Raw genomic sequence first — 17,222 nt, forward strand, 5'->3', positions numbered from 1 at the left:
TTATCCTCCTAATCCGCTATGGGTGGCGGCTGAAATAAAATAGGCTTACGCAGTCTCAGCGCAAGCCCGTTTACTTAAAGCAATCTACAACAGCTTTGAACAGATAATCCTTGGTCCTTTGCTCAATTGGAAGCTGATCATACGGAACCATACAGGGGTGCTCTTTCTTCTCCGTATCTTTTACAGGGCCATACACCCATCCGGTCGAAATCTTCTCTTTCAGCCAATTTTCATGCGACTTCTCGGGTGTCGTTTCGTTGGTAAGATGAAAGTGTACTCCATTTACAGCACTTTCCTTTTGCCATTCAGGGGCATCATCCCAAGCTGGCTGGCTGCCATCTCCGATACTTTTGCAATATGCCCGGTTTACTTCGTGGCATATTCTCGCTATTTGTTCAATGTTCATAGCGGAAAGCTCCCTCTATTCGATTTCATAATGTCATTCGCTGTTTTGGCCGCATCCAGCTCCAAACGTTGCCGCTTCAGGTCTTGTTCCGCCTGTTGTTGCTGCATCTCGTGCTGGACGCGCTGATCGGTTAACTGCTGCAGCGCTGCTTGCATCTGCTGGTTCTCCTGCTGGAGTTGTTGCGCCGCCTGAATAGCCTGCTTAAACTGCTGCTCTCTGCCAGCAGCCTCCTCGATCCGGCGCTTAATGACATCCATGGACTCCATCCGCCCCGTCTGGATGACGTATCGGATACCTTCTGCGTCGATCATTGGCAACCCTGTCAGTGGGTCTTGCATCTTAAGCAGATTAAACGCCAACTGCAGCCAATACTCCCGGTCCTGTGGTTTATCCACGCCAATTTGCACGCGCAAATCAAACTCCGGAACAAACTCCTCTTGAACCGGTCGAATATCCGGGATGGCTTCGCCTGTCTCCGGATCGATGAGTTGCTCGCCCGTATCAAACTGAGACGGAACCGTGGAGATCAAAGAACCACGACTAATGCTTACTTCACGCCCCGTAACTCTCGCGATCCGCTCCTCTGTGTAAAACTGAGCAATCAGCTCGACATATTGGCTGAATACATCCTCCAACGCCTCAGAGATGAGATCCGATACTGTATTCAGCCGGGTTCCGGCGGCTGCGATAAGCGCCTTGGCTTGTTCACCAGACGTCACATTGCTGTTCGCCGCCCCGTTCGCTGAATCAAACATTCCCGGGATCTTCTGCAACACTTCGTCGTAATAGTTGAGGCTATTAAAGATCGTGCCGGGGACGTTCACACCCTGCAGCTCTTTAATATCATTCATTCGTCCAGGAGCAACCGGAAGCATCGCGCCAGGAAGGCTCCGCTGTTCTTGCCATGTACGAGGCTTCGAGATGGCCCCCTCTTCGTACATGATGCCAGATCCGCCCTGTTTGGCCATCGTCTCAATCGCAAGCTCCGCATACTTGTTCTTGAAGATTTGAGGCTTAATCAGGTCCCGCATGAATCCTTTGCCCCAAAGGTTACCCTCCTCCGGATACAGCGTACGGGCCGTGAATGGATACATGCCGTGATCGTAGACATATGCCTTATGTTCAAGGAAAACGCCAGATGTCGAAACGTAAATGCAATGCACTCCCTCCATGCTGCCGGATGCTTTCGCCAGAGCTTCAGATGGGTCAATCCCTTGCGCCAGCTTCTCGTCCGCAAGCTCGCGGAAGAGTTCTTTATCCTCGTCGCTTACCAGCTTTGGCAGTCCGCGATACCAGTACTCTATCAGCCCGGCAGTCTGCTCATTCACGCGAGTGTTGAAAGAAGAGTCTCCCCGCGTGGCATCGTAAACATCCGTGCTGAAAATCTCAGTATCGGAGGCCGTATTATCCTGCATCACCTTTGCGCCTTGTTTCGGCCAGCGTTTTTTGAAGTATTCCAGCGGCTTACGAGTATGGATAATGATTGCGGACATATCCTGCAGATAGATAAAATCCGAAACGCGCGGATCAGGAAAGAAGCTCCCTAGATCAACCGGCAATATGTCGTTACGCCCGGTATACCGCCGCAGTCCGCGTCCGCCCTCTACCGTCGGATCAAATATCGTTTTGTAAATCAGTGGGCCGTGGATCACGCAGCGGCGGACCGCGCGAACATGTTTATGGCGAAACTTGATTTGACGCAGCTCATACGGCATGAAATCGTTAAGATCCCGCGCCTTTGCCTCATCACTTGGTTCGACGGCCACGTAATCGGGATAAGGCATCCACCCCGTCAATTTGCCCACGATAGACTCAATTTGGCTAAATACGATATTCTCAACGGCGTCCGGACGGAGCTTTGACACAGCCTCAGACCGGAGACCGCGCCAGTGATCTCCCATATAGAATCGTTGTTCCTGTCGCCAGATCGCCTCCATGGGCTGTCTGGCTGACTTGAATATTTGGTAATCCTGGTACACAGTGTCCCAGATGTGCTGCTGTTCCGGTGTGTTCGGACTAGCGTCACCTTTCTGGTCGGCGGAACTATCCGTAAAAATTCCCTTGATCTTATCAATCACACTCATGAGCTATCACCGTCCAGTATGTTTGGATCATCGTACCAGCTCATGGGCTTGCGGCTGGTGATGTCAGGCGGCGGGTCTTCCCTAGCCCTAACACCGACCACATAATCCTTAAAACTACGAGCCATCAGTTTATCCGTCAGCTGACGGATTGTCTTGTCCTGGTCATAGATGCGCCAACACAAAAAAGCGATGACAAGCATCGCCAGTAAAGTAAAAGCCGTGATCATCTTAAACCTCCTCATCCAAGATTGTGTATTTACCAAAAACCTCGTATGATCGGCTGGTCGTCGTCATCGTCAATATCAAAATCTGCTCTCCGATCTGGTAGCGATTCGGGGTTAGCGCTCCAAGCCCCCTCACCTCGTCCTGGTGTCGGCTGACTCATGACCCAGTACCGCAGCGCATCGGGTATGTGGTCTAGCGGGTGTGCAGCCACGTCCTCAACGTGCTTGTCATCGTGCACCATGGCCGGGATCGCCTCAATAGCCTTGATACAGGTGCTGAATATCTTAAGCTTGGCCGTCCGGTACGTCTTACCCGTCACATGATCAATCGCGTCATACGGATGCAGCCACTCCCGCAGCCGCTTCCAGCCGTTCACCCGCTCCTTTTTCGCTTGAATGAGCGGGACGGACTTTTGGGCGAATATCTCGGCTGGCGTGATGTTTTCCGTCTTTGCCTTATTCCAAAAGGACGTATCCGCAACGTTGTATTCGTAGCGCTCGGACACCGGGCTGTTAAGGCGCACCAGCTCCACTTGCTCAGATGTCAGCAACTTTGTCTGTACCAACTCTCTGTACAGATACCCCGTACCATCCGGAGCCAACGCGATCCAGAGGCAAACGAACGGGTCTGTGTAGCCCTCATCCAGCGCTCTATACCGCTTCCATTCGCGTGGGATGTCAAAGGGCTCGACCACGTGCAGTGCGCGGCTAAACTCACTAAAATACTGCCCAGCGAACGTGTCCCAATCGCCATCAAGCAATTGTTTGCGCTCCTGCTCAGGCAGCTGCATCAGCCGGACGATATAGTTGGGGTCAGCTTCCAGCAGTTTAGGGTTGTCCTGCACCTTGGCCGGGATAAAAATACGCCGGGAGATGATCGGCTCGCCGGTATCAGGGTGATAAAGCGGCGCGCCGTTATCGTCCGTCTCCTGTACCTCATGCACCTGTTCCCACGCCCCGATATCAATAAATCTCTTTTTGACCCACGCATGGCCAACGCTGCCCGGGTTTGTCGTGCTTTTAACATACCGAGGATACGGAGTCGATCCGCGCAGCCGGGACAACATAAAAGTGTACCAGCCCTCCTCAAAGTGCGTCAGCTCCTCCCAGCGTATAACGTCATACTCCGCACCGGCATAATTAGCCTTGTGCGAGTCGCTGTCAAAGTAAGCAAGCTCGATGACGCTGCCGTTTATAAATACCCACTCATGCTTGGACGCATTGTATTTACCCAGCTCTTTTGGGTAAGCAACAATCGTCCGAGCGATAATAGACCGCTGGAGGTCTGGGAATGTGCGCCGGAAGATGATCTGCCTACTGCCAGGATATTGCATAGCGTATTTGAGCGCGTCCCAGATAGTAGCCTCAGACTTACCGCCGCCAGCAGCTCCACCATATAAAAGCTCGTCTATGTCATTGGTCTGATGGTAAAGCTGCTGCCTGGGTTGCGGCTTGTACGGAATGACAATCGTATTACCCATTTTTCGTCATCCCTCCGTCAAAAACTACTTGAAGCGGGCCGCCACCTTCTCCGCCGATCTCCAGCTTGTCCTTAAACATACCGAGATGCCGGGCGATATTCTCCAGCGCCTTATCCTGATCGTGGAACTTGATTTCGATCCCCGCAGTTGTTGCCTTGATGCCGGCAAACAACGCCTTTGCCCGCGGGCTCAGATCGCGCGTATCGTTGATGTGCAGCTGCCCAATTCCCTCCCCGTGACACTTCGGGCATTTCGGATGCGGCCGCAGTTGCGGATCAAATCCATAACCTCCTGCGGCGGAAGGAATCTTCACCGGCTTTTTCTTCTTGCTGTTCGCTGCCTCTTCCTTGATAGCCTCCACTGCAGCCTCATACTCCTCCTGATCGATCCATTGGTACTGGTGTTCGATACCAAAGCAATACCGACAGCAGACGCGCCGGAAATGCGCAATTTCGTTCGGGTCAGCATACGCGATATCGATCCAGCGCTGCAGCACCTGCTCCGCCGTAATCTCCACTTTCTCAGCTCGCTTATTCATGGCTTCTTGCAGGGCATCTTGGATACTAGCTTTTGCTAACAATCTGGCACCCTGCTCGTTGGCTGTTTTTTTGCTATAACCTGCGCGGATCGCCGCCTGTGTGGCATTGAGGTCGATCAGGTACTCTTTGACAAATAACTGCTGCTTCGGCGTCAATGCCATCGCGCTCAGCTCCTTTCAGGAAAATTAAAAAAAAGGTGTTGACATCGTCATACAACCGATGTATGATATAGTCATACAAAAGATAACAACTCACAACCAACAAGCCGGAGATACCGGATGAGGTCGAAAGGATGATTTGAATGAAAACTATCAAACTGCAATTTGTTGAAACGCAAAAGAACGATCCAATGACTAAAGACACATTCGTAATTGCTGATTCTGATTACAGCGTATCACAGTTTTCTTTCGTCCACGATGCCGAGGATTATGTATTGCCAGAAGGTTATTCTGTTGGCAAGACGGTAACTGGCGAAGTCGCCATTTTCGATTACAAAAACGAACATTGCGAATTAGATGCTTACGGTAAAACACCGCGCTTATCATCGACCACAGGCCAAGTGCTGTTGTCCAAAGCATCAAAGTAATACCGCCCCTGGTTGGATTATCAGATGCGGCGGAGGTCCTCGGTTGGGATCGTCGCCGTGTCCAAACTTATCTTAGCCGAGGGGCGTTCCCAGAACCCATCCAAAGACTTAGCAACGGTCCTGTCTGGACGCGTCAACAGATCGAAGAATACCGAGACTCTCGAAAATGAGGGTCTCTTTTCTTTTTTCTTGGCGATATCCTCCAGAGTCAACCCGTCTCGTGCCCAAGCCTCGATCAGCAGGAGCTTGGGTTCAACGTGCGTGTGATATTTACTTTTCCGTCCTCCCGCCATCGCGCTCAGCTCCTTTCAAAAAGTAAAAGGCACCCTATCAAGTGCCTAACAGTTCACGGTTATCTTCCAAAACCATTGCCAATCCCGCACCGAGTTTTTTTACCTGTGATTCCTCCAGCTCAATCCCCATGAATTCATCGATACCATGAATGATCTCATGTATTAAGGTCTCTTTCTTGTCTTGCGGTGTCATATCTTTATCGATGCGTATCTGTCGCTTAAAGTAGTCTATCTCGCCTTTTCTGGGTTCGAATTTATTAACACAATCTACTTCAACAACCTGGTAAACCGTATAACCTATCTTGACTTGATTCACAAACACACCTTCTTTCCTGCATTGGAATATTTTATGAAACTATTAACCTATAATCTCGTATTGATAGATAGGTACATAGAAGGAGGTGAAAGAATATGTCAGAACGGTATAAACCGGGTCAAAAACCCTCAAACTCAGGTCAATTCATAGAAGTGGGTCCTCGCGGCGGTAAGGTAAACAACCTTGAGATCACTGGCATCGAAAACAAGCCTTTGCCTCCTACAAGTAAGCCCGGTAACTCTTGGGTTCAAGTTGATAAAACAAAGCACAAAAAGTAAACAAGATTAATTCCCCGAAAGGAGGTGTTTAAAAATGTCAACTACAGGAGAAAAACCAGGCAAAGGAACTTATACCTGCGATAACTGCGGAGCTAAGGTTACGCTTGATGATCACACCGACACGTTGCCACCGTGCCCAAGATGCTCAGAAACAAAATACACGCCTTAATCGAAAAGCAGCCAAACGGCTGCTTTTTAATTTCTCGCTATTCCGGCATTTGCCCACATAACGGCTTCTTCCAACTTAGTCATAGCCAATGACTTCTCACGGCTGTTCGGCGCCTTTTCGTCGATCAAGTACGCCAGTTCTTTCGCTTTGTCGCGGATCTCCTGATAAATTTCAGGCTGCCCCGGCTGCGGCGCGTGATACTTGAAATTGTTTTCGATTACCGGATTCATCAATACCACCCTTTCAAGATAAAATACCGACACCCGAAGATGCCGGCAAGGCAGGAGGAGGATCCAAAAAGGCGAATAATCCGAACGGCAGGATTTGAACCTGCACCATCTTGCTCCCAAGGCAAGCGTGCTACCCAGCTACACCACATCCGGTTAGTGACGCGGCTGCCGAACGACCTTGATCATTGCCAGCCGCGTCTCGATACATTTTCACAATCCCAGTATATCAGGAAAAATCAATCTTTTTGTGCCTTTTTTGTGCCTTAATACGGCTGCTGACTTTTCGAATCCAATCGTATGAGTACCCAAGCTCGTCGGCGATCTTGTACAAGGGCTTCCGCTCAATATCCCGCATATACGCCACTTGATATTCAATTCCCTGAAAATCCCGGATATTATCCTCAATCTTTTGCCGTATCAGCTTCTTGGCAGCCAATCGATTTGATGTTTCCCCAATCTTAAGGACCACTGCGTCATAATATTCCAACGCCTTATCCAAAGGGACGTGAACCGGCAGAGGATCAGAGGGAAGCTGGCCGGAAAAACACAGCTTTCTCGCCTCTTTCAGTTCTGCTTCAAGATCGATCAGCCGCAGCTCCAGGATCTCAATCTCTTTAGTGATGTCGTTATAAGTTTGGATAAAGTCCACTGGCTGTCACCCCTTCCCCGAATCAAACACTTCCGACTCCGTAACATCCACCGTCACCGCGTGGATCCCGTCCCACAGTTCCCTGATTTCCCTGGCTTTCGCCACGACAGCCGCTTTTTGTTTCGGAGTCAGAACGATGTCCATCGCTTCGCCGTAATGTCGCTCAGCCATGGCGTAGGCCCGGGTGTGAATCTCATTCTGGGCTGCCCAAAAGTCTTTAGGCTTTAGCCGCTTAAGCTCTTTGGCTGCTTTGCGTTTTTCAGCTCTGTTCATGTCCGGATCATCTCCCTTCAGCCTTGATCTTCTCGGCTCGGACTTTCAGGGCTTCCAAAAGTTTATCCTGCGTCGTTGCCTTAGCTTCCAATGCCGCCATCACGTCCTCATCCGCTCCTCCCTGAACGACCAGGTGATGCAGAATTACTTTTTGCTTTTGGCCTTGGCGATGTAGACGACCATTTGCCTGCTCATACAGCTCTAGCGACCAAGTTAAACCAAACCAAACAACGTGATTTCCACCGTCCTGTAAGTTAAGCCCATAGGCCGCGCTGGCCGGGTGCGCCAAGAGAATATCGATCTTTCCAGCGTTCCAATCCAACTGATCCTCTGGTGTTTTTAAGTCGCGGATCCGGAGTCCTGATTTCTCCAGCGCCTTATGGATCCGATCCCGGTCATGCTGATAACTGTAAAACACCAGCGCCGGCTTTCCGTTCAACTGCTCGATCAGCTCCATGAATGCCTCGATTTTGCAATCGTGAATTTCATGGACGTTTCGATCGCCGTCATACAACGCTCCGTTACAAAGCTGTAGCAGCTTACCTGTTAACACAGCTGCACTCGTTGCGGTGATCTCAGTTTCCTCGTCGATCTCCAACAGTAGTTCCTTCTCCATCTGCTTGTACTGTTTTTGTGCCTTGTCGTCCAAGACAACCGGAATCACATTCGTGATAGCGTCCGGCAGCTCCAGGTAATCCTCTGCTTTCATGCTGATGCAAAGGTCTGCGATCTTGCGTTGAATGACTTCGTCAGCTCCTGGCTTGGCGGTATACCCAAATCCGTTATAATTCCGCTCGAAATACTTTTCGCGATAGTGCGTGATCCGTTTTTCCAGCCGCTCTCCTTGATCCAGTAGATTGATCTGCGCCCACAGGTCAAGTAATCCGTTTGGTGCCGGCGTCCCGGTCAGACCGACGATCCGGCGAATGTGAGGCCGTACCCAGGTCAGCACCTTAAACCGCTTCGCCTGATGGTTTTTAAAGCTAGAGAGTTCATCCAGAACTACCATGTCAAACGGCCAAGCGTTCCGGTAATATTCCACCAGCCAAGCCACGTTGTCCCTATTGATGACCCAGATATCACCGGGCGTATTCAGTGCTCGGATCCGTTTCTGCTGGTTTCCCAGCACCGGAATAATCCGAAGATGCTGCAGATGCTGCCACTTAGCCGCCTCGTTGCTCCAGGTGGCCTCTGCCACTTTCTTCGGCGCCACCACCAAAGCCCGGCGGATAGCAAAACGGTTATACTTCAAATCATTGATAGCTGTAAGGGTGATGACGGTCTTGCCCAGGCCCATGTCCAAAAATAACCCTAGGGCCTCGTCAGCCAATAGCCGGTTAATGCAATACCGCTGATAATCATGCGGGACAAACTTCTTTTTCTCGCTCAATGCATCCATAAATCCATACACTCCTGGATCAAAGCATCTACTTGCTCCCGGCTATCGATCACCCGGACATCCTGCTGGTACGACTTGATTCGTTTATGCTGCGCCAGCTGCAGCGGTCGCGGTCTTTCTCCCGGGGCTTTCAGCTCAACGAATACGATACACCCCCCGGGAAAGAACACGATCCTGTCGGGCACTCCGCTGTTCCCAGGGGATGTCCACTTCGGGGCCCAACCTCCCACCGCTTTGACCCTCTCCCGCAAATAAGCTTCTATGTCTCGTTCTCTCACTTGACAAACCTCCTCAAGATGTGTTACGCGTGCGCGCCCGTACACGCGTAACTTTTTTATAAATTAGGCGGATTAGGCGTTATATATAAGTCCCTAAATTCTATATTCTCTTTGTTATTCTTATTTAGTTAATTAAGTGTCAACAGTGTCAATTAAGTAATGTAAATATAGATTTTATAAGACCTATTGGCTTTGACACTTAAGTTGACACTGATGTTGTCACTTATCGGAACTGTCACATTGCCTTTGTTGCCACTTCTCAAAGTGTCACGCCCTGCTTGTCAACATTGTCAACTCGATTTCCGTTTAAATCCCCGCTGGAATTCATAAGGCCCAAACCTTCCTCGGTACTCTTCCCACCCGGGTATCGAGGCCAAAATACCATTTATCTCCCGGGTGTCCGTCTGCTTCATAAATTTAATGTCCGATCGGAAGCATTCACACCAAATCTCTGCGGCGCATATCCGGTCCCGGGGCCCTGCCTCCCCTTCATGGGGCTTCCCAAACTCTCCGCTCCAGTACATCAGTCTCGAAGGGATATCACGTTTTTGCCAGTCGTCCGGAACTGGCCGCTCTACGAATGCCCGGATGATCCCCTCTTTAGCGCTGCTTTCCCTGTGAGCCTCCTGCTGATGTTTGCTGAGCTCTTCAGCCTCTCCGGTCAAATATAGAGCCTCGCCAAGTTGCCAACGTACAAAGGCCTCCGCATAAATTTGGTCAACTTCGCCCTCCAGATCCCGAAACACGCTCTTTGTCGGCTTTAATATCCCTACGTCCACCGGCCAAAAGCGCCGGTTCCCGGTCCGGTCTCGCAGAAATTCGCTGTCGTTTGTGGTACCGAAGAATACGCAGCGCCTCGGGTACGGCATGGTACGCTTGCCGTAGGCTTCCCGGTAAATGTCCTCCGTCCGGCTGAGGAACTGCTTAACGGCGTTACTCTCGGATTTACTCATCCCCGTCAGCTCGCCGACCTCGTTGATCCAAATGCCCTGAATCATCTCACAGGCCTCTTTCCCCTCAAAGGTCGTCAGGCTATCGCTGTACCAGTTTTTTCCCAGCAGCCGCAAGAAAGTTGATTTTCCAAGCCCCTGCGGACCGGCCAAGATCGGCATATAGTCATATTTGATTCCGGGCTGCATGGCACGAGCGACAGCAGCCGTCAGCGATTTGCGGGCCACTGCCCGCGTGTAAACGTTGTCCTCTGCGCCTAGATAGTCTGTTAATACCGTATCAAGACGAGGCACTCCATCCCATTTCAGGCCTTCTAGGTATTGCCTTACGTCATTAAAGCGGTGTTTATGAGAGACGAGCGTTAGGGCGTTGTCGATCTTTGATTCAACGGCGATGCCGTATACTTTCTCGATGTAGTGATAAATGCCGGCATCATCACTGGTTGCCCACGGTCGCCGATCTGTCCGCGCGTCCCAAGGCAATGAACCGAGCACAAGGCCGCGATTCGCAAACTCGTCAAAAGCGATTTTGCCCTTCAGCGCGGGATCATTCTCCAGTATGATCAGCACGTTGTCGACCGTTTTGAGGTACATGCCATTGCTGTTGATCTCCAGTCGCTTCATCCAGTCCAGATCATCTGGCGGCACCAATGCCTCCGCCGCAGCGGCATCCTGGAACCCCGCGACGGCCTTTTCGTATCGCTCGGCCATCAGCAGCCCGGCAACCGCCTCCTGCTCCATCGCAAACGCCGTCATGGCTGCGTAGCTGGGGAGCTTATTCGTCGGCGTCCCGGGCTTCGCTTCGTCGTCCTGGTCGCCAAATTTATGCAGCCGGACCAGGTCAAAGGCATTGACAAGGCGACCGCTGCACGGATCCGTCGCATGGTGACTGTACAAAAATTGCCCGTCATCGTACACGATCGCGCCGCCCGTGGTGGAGCCGCCGACGTACGTATAACGGCCACTGCCGTCATCAGTCGGGATGTAGATACCAGGAAGAAAAGTTTCCATGGCCCCGTAGATGTCGTAGACTCGACAGAACGCGCCGACGACACCAGGCTTTGTTGTTGGGTCGCCTTGCTTCGCAGCCATCCGGACATGTGACTGGTTAGTCCCGGGTACCTGCGGCCACTCAGCGATGTTGCGCCAGTCCGCGTACATAGCCAGCACGCCATCAGCGGATAGGAACGGTTTATCACCATAAGTAAAGACATATTGGCTGTCGGCGCAGCAACTCGGCCAGTACATCAGGCGGGCCACTTGAAACGTCGTCGGGTCGCACAGCTCAATCCCGATGATTGCCGCAAGCTTGCGGGCTAGCGGCTCGTATTCGTCCGCTGTGACAGTCCGATCGAGCGGCACCAGTACCCGCAGCCGTGGCTTCGCCTCCTCGTGCTTGCGCGTCGAGTACACCGCGTAGGCGCAGCCCAGGGCGTCCAGCCGGCGCAGCACGTCCGCCGTACCGCCCGCGGGGATGTTGTCCAGGTCGAGCGTGATCACGTCGCGCCCCGTCACCGCTCCGGCCTTCCGCCGGCCGCCGGCGAGGGCCCCGGCGACGAAGCCCCCGACGTCCTTCAGATCGTCCTGCTGGCTCTTTGGCATCGCCAGGTACTGCGCCAGCGTCTCGGTGCCGCGTGTCGCCGTCCGCAGGCGCTCCACCAGCTCGGACCAGTAGATCATCTGCGGCTGCCAATTCGTGCTGTGCCGGCTGCCGGCGGCGGATATGGTTAATTGTCTGTTAAATTGCATGACGCCTGCCTCCTGCGAACAAATTAGCCGTGCTCTCGCTCACCAATCAGCCGGTCCAGATACCACCGCGCCTTTTTGAGGTCCTCGATACCGTTCTTCCATTTCCATCTCCACAGGCTCTCGATGACGGCGCCCGTACTGTACGCTTCCGCCCCTTCAAGTCCGACCGTCACCGCTTCAATCGCTTCAATGCACTCGATGGTGTGCACGGGTTGCGTTGACGAACTATCGTCCTCAAGAGTCGCTGTGACTGGAGCCATTCTATCCGTTCGCTCAGCCTCCAACTCATCGATATACTGGAGCAAGGCTTCCTCACGCTCATTCCAGTCAGCTTGACACTTCAATAGTCGGTCGTGCTCTGTTGTCAGCTTCTCCACTTCCCCGGTAAGCCGCTCGATCTCCCGTTCAGCTTTATTAAGCATCTCCACCTCAGCTGTTGGACGTGTAGCCGTATTTTTCTCCCGGAGCAGTTCCGGCTCGGGTTCCATTGGAGCGGGCTGTTTAGTTTGGTCAAGAAGAGCCTGCGCCTTTTCCGCCGTGATTCCTTTCAGCCCCCATTTTCTCACCCAGTTGTGGATCGTGTTGTATTTCATACCCCAAGCCCGTTCGATGCTGGATAAGGTTTCTCCCTTTGCTACTTGTTCAATCAGGATTTCCCTTGTCAGTCCGCATTTTGGTCCTTCTTTTATTGGTGCCATGAACTTAGCCTCCTTTGGTTTTTCTCGGTTTCTTCGCAACTCCTGAGTTGCTAGGTGAACCCCTACGGGTCGCTTCTCAGTTTTGTCTGGGGCCGGCAATGCTTGATATCTAGCCAGCTCCTCCGGTGTCATGGTGTAGCTGGTGTATACTTGCATAGTCGCGCCGCATTCGCATTTGATGCGATCCTTTGGCGGTTCTGCTATCTCGAATTTCTGGTTACATCGGGGGCATTGAGCGAAATGTTTCACGCTTTTCACCACCTAATTAGCGCTTATGATTGCGTTTAGATCCAATTTCAGTAGTCGGCTTTGGGCTTCTCGAATTATCTTAATCAGGGCTTCGCGTTCGGAGTCAGCGAGACCATGAGGAGAGGCCACAAGATCCTGTGCGGTTAGCGAGGCCAGGTCCTTACGCGAGGGCTGCTGCAGCTTCGAAACCCTTATTGCCTGCCGGCGGATCGATCGCTCGACATGATTCCGAACCGTTCGAGCGTTACCGAAGTCCGGTCGGGACTTCTCTATCCATAGAACGCTAGCCAACGCCTCCAAGTAGTCCGACGACGGTTGATACTCCTGCTCCAGCAACATCTGCTGAGCGATTCTGATCAAATCAGGCACGTCATAATCCGGAAAATGAATCGTCGTCGGGAACCTAGAAGCTAACCCGGGGTTAAATGAAAGGAATTCAGCCATATTCTTTGGGTAGCCAGCTGCGATCACGACGATCTCGTCGCGCATATCCTCGATGAGTTGCACCATTGTTGCGATCACTTTGTCATCATGCCGGTGTTCTGCTTTGCCGATAAAGGCATAGGCTTCATCGATAAACAAGACACCACCCCGGGCTTCCTTAAATTTGCTGGCCACCTTCTTTTCAGAAGCGCCAACAAGGGAGTCAGTTATGATTCCGTGGCTGATTTCAACAAATGGGACGCTACCATTCTGGCGTTTCAACAGGCCGATTTCGGCAAAGGCTTCTCCGATCAGACGAGCCGCTGTAGATTTTCCCGTTCCTGGATTTCCTAAAAAGACCATATGATTCGTTTGGGGTTGAGCCTTAAGCCGGTTCTGTTTACGAAGCTCTGCGATCCGGCGGTATTGGACCATTTGTTCGACTTGCTCCTTAACCTGAGCCATACCCGGCATCGCGGCGAGACGGCTTAATGCGTCACGCGCTTTTTCATTTATCGAATAATCCACGGGTGTCACTCCCCATATCGACGGTCTAAAGCCTCGATGAAGGAGATTGCCACAGCCGCAACCTGTACCGCTTCGGTGCGCATATTTTCGTATCCGCCTTTCGCTCGCGCTTCTGGTCCGTTGTTGAAATACGTTTCATTAACCGCCTCACAAAGTTCGCCGAATTCTTCTCCGAGAATTCCCATCCAAGCCATAGGCTCATGATCCTGCTGACCCCATTTGGCGTCCTGGCGAGCACGTTCAGTAAGTACATCTTGAATGGCCGAACTAAGATGAGCTAATTTATCAACGAGATCAAAGTAGTTACCATAAGCCTCGACTTGCGCGTAGCAAGGCCCTACGGTAAATGCCCCAACCGGGTCCTTCTCGTGCCAGAGCTTGCTAATGATCCCCATCATTCTTCCGTACATGTATTTTCTTTGTTCCGCGAAGAGTATTACTTCTCGATCAGCGTCCGTATTGTAAAGAGTAGAAACCAATTTAGACATCTCCATATCCTCCCTTAATCCTTCATATAAAATGGCGTTACGAAACCCGCAGCCTTTAGCGGTAGTCCCGGCGCCCATTCGATCGGCTGGGCCATCAAATCCAGCACGCGGTCCAGCTCCTCTCCCTTAGCGGACTCAACACCAATCTCGTCGTGTACGTGCAGTACCGTCTCATACCCCGCCTGATCCGCGCGAAGCAGTGACTCAGCCAGACAGTCCCGGGCGATCGCCTGCACCACGTTCTCGACGAGCTTGCCCCCGTAGGTGCTGATCTTCGTCCATTTGCCAGTCTTTTGATCCGGCCCCATATAGTGAAGCGCCTGCTTTCCGAAGTCATTTTGTGCAAGTGACGGCTTCACATAGTAGAGTTTCCGTCCACTTGGCAACTGGATCGTGAAGAAATCCAGACCACTTTCGTGATGACTCTCTCTTGCGAAGATGATCCCACGCACGCCTACCGGCTGCCCGGTTTCCATGACCTCAATCGCCGCAGCTTCAAAGCTGAACCACAGATCGACGATACGCCGGTTCGCGTTACGCCACCGCATGACGATCTCCGGCAGCTCTTCTTCCTTCAGGCCCATGTCGAGGGCACCCATGTTGATAAGCGCGCCAGCAGAGCCTTGGTACCCTAGCGCCAGCTCCGAAACCTTCCCTTTTTGTCTCAGGTCGCTGTCCTTGCCAATAGACTCGATTGGCACGCCGAACATCTGAGATGCTGATGCTTCATAAATCTTGCCATGAGAAGCGAATACGTCGAGCCTCCATTGTTCTCCAGCCACCCAGGCGATGACGCGGGCCTCGATCGCGTTGAAGTCGGCCACAAGGAGCTGCTTACCCTCTGGCGCTACAAACGCGGTGCGAATAAGCTGAGAAAGCGTATCGGGCACACTTCCAAAAATCAACTTGAGCATTTCGACCTTACGCTCCCGAACAAGTTGCCGGGCAAGCTTCAGCAATTCCAAAGCCATTTTGTTTTTAGTCAAGTTATGCACCTGCACCAGTCGGCCGGCCCAGCGCCCCGTCCGGTTCGCCCCGTAAAATTGGAGCAACCCGCGCACCCGGCCATCCTCACAAGCAACTGTCCGCATAGCCTGATACTTCTTAACGCTGGTCTTGCTGAGCTCCTGGCGAATCTCCAGCATACGTCGGGCCTTACCCACGTCCACTGTCTTAATTAAGCCTGAAACAGTGTCCTTTCGCAGATCCTCAACCTCCTCCCCGATTTCCTCAGTCATCCATTTCTTGAGCTGCTGAACGGATTTCGGGTTATCAAGACCGGAAAGCTGCACCGCTTCGGCCCTCAGTTCCGAAGTGATCTGCTCGTCAACAGCCAACGCACCCTCCACAAGTTCCAGATCGCAAGCAATGCCCCGAACATTGATCTTTTGGTCGAGCTGCCAAAGCCGCCATTCCTTTTCAGGTACCGGGAATACAGACAGCCGCTTAAGGATCTCCATCTCAGCCACGACGTCACCGACGCAGTACTGCTTGAACAGATCCCACTTATCCGGTTCGTGGTGCGGGAGCGTTCGGGTGCGCCCTCCGTTTGCCTTTGTCGGTTTACATGGCACGCAGAACGTTCGGATCAGTGAGCCACCGACGCCCATCTTTCGTTTGTCCTGCGGGATCCCAAGCGCCTCACCCAAGGCAGCCAATCCGGCTGGATAACCGAGATATAGACCGTGGATCTGAGTACAACGCCATTGTGCAAGCCAGCTGAATGGATCGGATACAGCAAAGTGTTTGCTCAAGCAATACCATTCAAAAGCAGCGTTATAAGCGTGTTTCACTACCCAAGGATCAAACAAAGCCCTGCATACTTCCTCCGGTATGGTCTCTCCGCGCTTCAGATCGACGATCCGCACAGGTTGCCCATCCCAAGAGTAAGCGAATAGCAGTATTTCAAAGTCCGGAGACTGAACGTATTTATAAAGGCCTGATTTCTTGATATCTACGCTGCTGTAAGTTTCAAGGTCAATCGATAAATGCCCCATGGCAACCTCCCTTCTGAGAAAGAGAAAGGGGCTCTAAAAGAACCCCTCTGTCTACTCTTAGATGCCCCATACTCCGCCGTTGATTGGCTTGCCAGTAATAGGATCAATTGGTTGTGGCGGCTGAGCCGGAGGCTGCGGCGTAGCAAAGCCAGGTTGGCCGTAAGGCTGCGGCGCTTGACCATATCCCGCTTGCGGAGGTTGCTGATACGTCGGCGGAGCAACCGGCGGCTGTTGACCAAACTGTTGTGGCGGCGCGGCCTGCTCCCAACCCTGCGGTGCCGGCGCCGGGGCGTACCCTACGCCTCCACCATTTCCACCAAAAGCCTGCTCTGCCGTAACTCGACCGCCGAGCGGCTCTCCGTCGGCCAGCTTCTGTACCGGACCGAGTCCAGCACCGATCCCGCGGTTACCGCTGTTGGAAAACGGGAAGAAATTAATATTCACACGAGCATACATTCCGCTGTACACTTCGGATTGGTTAATGATAGGGTTAAGATTCACGTCAACAATCGCCTGTTGTTGTTTGCTGCTGGCCGTCAGAACCCAATGGCCTTTGCACTCAGGTCCAAACGGCTCCCCGTTTTGTCGTACACCGTCACCATCCCAGATTGGCGTCTTCAACTGCGGAGGACGCGCACCGTTCCAAATACCGGCCACGCCCTTCTGGGCCGCCGCCTCGATAGCCGCGTTGATTCGCTGCATCGTTGCCACGTCAGATTTTGGAATCAAGATGGTCGTGCTGTACTTGGGCTCCTGCCCTGGTTGGTTTGCATGCGGTTGAAAAAGATGCACAAAGCTCAGTCTAACTTGTCCCGTCGTTACGTTTGTCGCTTCATTTGCCATTTGTCGTTTCCCCTTTTCTCGATTAATTGTGCCGCTTGACCAGCGGCCAGACGCCATCATGTCAGTGTAGTACTCAGCGATTTCGCCCACCG

Annotated in this window: 21 protein-coding genes and 1 tRNA gene; 3 read left to right on the forward strand and 19 right to left on the reverse strand. The window is 52.3% G+C overall.

What is annotated here, in order from left to right; translation table 11 throughout:
- Window positions 1–70: 70 nt before the first annotated feature.
- From ACL02P_RS15360 to ACL02P_RS15380, 5 genes are read right to left on the reverse strand one after another with little or no spacing between them, the layout of a single operon-like run.
- The gene (locus ACL02P_RS15360) at window positions 71–406 is read right to left on the reverse strand and encodes a RyR domain-containing protein (protein WP_412837634.1); all 336 of its coding nucleotides are present in this window, start codon (window positions 404–406) and stop codon (window positions 71–73) included.
- Window positions 403–2,490, reverse strand: a complete 2,088-nt coding sequence (locus tag ACL02P_RS15365; RefSeq protein WP_412837635.1) for a hypothetical protein — start codon at window positions 2,488–2,490, stop codon at window positions 403–405. Before ACL02P_RS15365 ends, ACL02P_RS15360 begins: the two co-directional genes overlap by 4 nt.
- Entirely contained in the window at window positions 2,487–2,717 is a 231-nt protein-coding gene (locus ACL02P_RS15370) for a hypothetical protein (protein ID WP_412837636.1), read from the reverse strand. Before ACL02P_RS15370 ends, ACL02P_RS15365 begins: the two co-directional genes overlap by 4 nt.
- Window positions 2,718–2,746: 29 nt before the next feature.
- A complete protein-coding gene (locus ACL02P_RS15375; protein WP_412837637.1) occupies window positions 2,747–4,195 on the reverse strand; it encodes a terminase large subunit domain-containing protein in 1,449 nt (482 codons plus the stop codon).
- The gene (locus tag ACL02P_RS15380) at window positions 4,188–4,895 is read right to left on the reverse strand and encodes a terminase small subunit (RefSeq protein WP_412837638.1); all 708 of its coding nucleotides are present in this window, start codon (window positions 4,893–4,895) and stop codon (window positions 4,188–4,190) included. The genes ACL02P_RS15375 and ACL02P_RS15380 overlap by 8 nt, the downstream gene beginning before the upstream one ends.
- A gap of 140 nt (window positions 4,896–5,035) precedes the next feature.
- On the opposite strand from ACL02P_RS15380, the gene ACL02P_RS15385 reads away from it, so the two are divergent.
- Window positions 5,036–5,320, forward strand: a complete 285-nt coding sequence (locus ACL02P_RS15385) for a hypothetical protein (RefSeq protein ID WP_412837639.1) — start codon at window positions 5,036–5,038, stop codon at window positions 5,318–5,320.
- A gap of 20 nt (window positions 5,321–5,340) precedes the next feature.
- On the opposite strand, the gene ACL02P_RS15390 is transcribed toward ACL02P_RS15385, so the two are convergent.
- Window positions 5,341–5,613 (reverse strand): hypothetical protein, encoded by a 273-nt coding sequence (locus ACL02P_RS15390; protein WP_412837640.1) that lies wholly within the window; start codon window positions 5,611–5,613, stop codon window positions 5,341–5,343.
- Between the two features lie 37 nt (window positions 5,614–5,650).
- Complete coding sequence (locus tag ACL02P_RS15395; RefSeq protein WP_412837641.1) at window positions 5,651–5,929, reverse strand: hypothetical protein; 279 nt, start codon at window positions 5,927–5,929, stop codon at window positions 5,651–5,653.
- Between the two features lie 95 nt (window positions 5,930–6,024).
- Here ACL02P_RS15395 and ACL02P_RS15400 point away from each other — a divergent pair, with 95 nt between their 5' ends.
- Entirely contained in the window at window positions 6,025–6,207 is a 183-nt protein-coding gene (locus tag ACL02P_RS15400; RefSeq protein WP_412837642.1) for a YjzC family protein, read from the forward strand.
- A 34-nt stretch (window positions 6,208–6,241) separates the two neighbouring features.
- On the forward strand, window positions 6,242–6,376 hold the full coding sequence (locus tag ACL02P_RS15405) for a zinc ribbon-containing protein (protein WP_412837643.1): 135 nt from the start codon (window positions 6,242–6,244) through the stop codon (window positions 6,374–6,376).
- A 26-nt stretch (window positions 6,377–6,402) separates the two neighbouring features.
- Here the strand turns inward: ACL02P_RS15405 and ACL02P_RS15410 are convergent, their stop codons facing one another.
- The 12 genes from ACL02P_RS15410 to ACL02P_RS15465 all read right to left on the reverse strand — a co-directional run bounded on the left by ACL02P_RS15410 (window position 6,403) and on the right by ACL02P_RS15465 (window position 17,220).
- Complete coding sequence (locus ACL02P_RS15410) at window positions 6,403–6,606, reverse strand: hypothetical protein (RefSeq protein WP_412837644.1); 204 nt, start codon at window positions 6,604–6,606, stop codon at window positions 6,403–6,405.
- A 79-nt stretch (window positions 6,607–6,685) separates the two neighbouring features.
- Window positions 6,686–6,759, reverse strand: a tRNA-Pro gene (locus ACL02P_RS15415).
- A gap of 73 nt (window positions 6,760–6,832) precedes the next feature.
- A complete protein-coding gene (locus ACL02P_RS15420; protein WP_412837645.1) occupies window positions 6,833–7,255 on the reverse strand; it encodes a hypothetical protein in 423 nt (140 codons plus the stop codon).
- Between the two features lie 6 nt (window positions 7,256–7,261).
- The gene (locus ACL02P_RS15425) at window positions 7,262–7,528 is read right to left on the reverse strand and encodes a hypothetical protein (RefSeq protein ID WP_412837646.1); all 267 of its coding nucleotides are present in this window, start codon (window positions 7,526–7,528) and stop codon (window positions 7,262–7,264) included.
- Window positions 7,529–7,535: 7 nt separating this feature from the next.
- Complete coding sequence (locus ACL02P_RS15430; protein ID WP_412837647.1) at window positions 7,536–8,927, reverse strand: DEAD/DEAH box helicase; 1,392 nt, start codon at window positions 8,925–8,927, stop codon at window positions 7,536–7,538.
- Window positions 8,915–9,205 (reverse strand): VRR-NUC domain-containing protein, encoded by a 291-nt coding sequence (locus ACL02P_RS15435; RefSeq protein ID WP_412837648.1) that lies wholly within the window; start codon window positions 9,203–9,205, stop codon window positions 8,915–8,917. The genes ACL02P_RS15430 and ACL02P_RS15435 overlap by 13 nt, the downstream gene beginning before the upstream one ends.
- Before the next feature lie 290 nt (window positions 9,206–9,495).
- Window positions 9,496–11,904 carry a VapE domain-containing protein gene (locus tag ACL02P_RS15440; RefSeq protein ID WP_412837649.1) on the reverse strand — a complete coding sequence of 803 codons (2,409 nt, stop codon included), beginning with the start codon at window positions 11,902–11,904 and terminating at the stop codon, window positions 9,496–9,498.
- 23 nt (window positions 11,905–11,927) lie between these two features.
- The gene (locus tag ACL02P_RS15445; protein ID WP_412837650.1) at window positions 11,928–12,602 is read right to left on the reverse strand and encodes a DUF3310 domain-containing protein; all 675 of its coding nucleotides are present in this window, start codon (window positions 12,600–12,602) and stop codon (window positions 11,928–11,930) included.
- 261 nt (window positions 12,603–12,863) lie between these two features.
- On the reverse strand, window positions 12,864–13,802 hold the full coding sequence (locus ACL02P_RS15450; RefSeq protein WP_412837651.1) for an AAA family ATPase: 939 nt from the start codon (window positions 13,800–13,802) through the stop codon (window positions 12,864–12,866).
- A gap of 5 nt (window positions 13,803–13,807) precedes the next feature.
- Entirely contained in the window at window positions 13,808–14,290 is a 483-nt protein-coding gene (locus tag ACL02P_RS15455; protein ID WP_412837652.1) for a MazG-like family protein, read from the reverse strand.
- Window positions 14,291–14,304: 14 nt separating this feature from the next.
- Entirely contained in the window at window positions 14,305–16,287 is a 1,983-nt protein-coding gene (locus ACL02P_RS15460) for a DNA polymerase (protein WP_412837653.1), read from the reverse strand.
- A gap of 57 nt (window positions 16,288–16,344) precedes the next feature.
- Window positions 16,345–17,220 carry a DUF2815 family protein gene (locus ACL02P_RS15465; protein ID WP_412837654.1) on the reverse strand — a complete coding sequence of 292 codons (876 nt, stop codon included), beginning with the start codon at window positions 17,218–17,220 and terminating at the stop codon, window positions 16,345–16,347.
- Between the last annotated feature and the right edge of the window lie 2 nt (window positions 17,221–17,222).

Source organism: Paenibacillus sp. MB22_1 (genome assembly GCF_047200555.1).
Taxonomy (GTDB): domain Bacteria; phylum Bacillota; class Bacilli; order Paenibacillales; family Paenibacillaceae; genus Fontibacillus; species Fontibacillus phoenicis.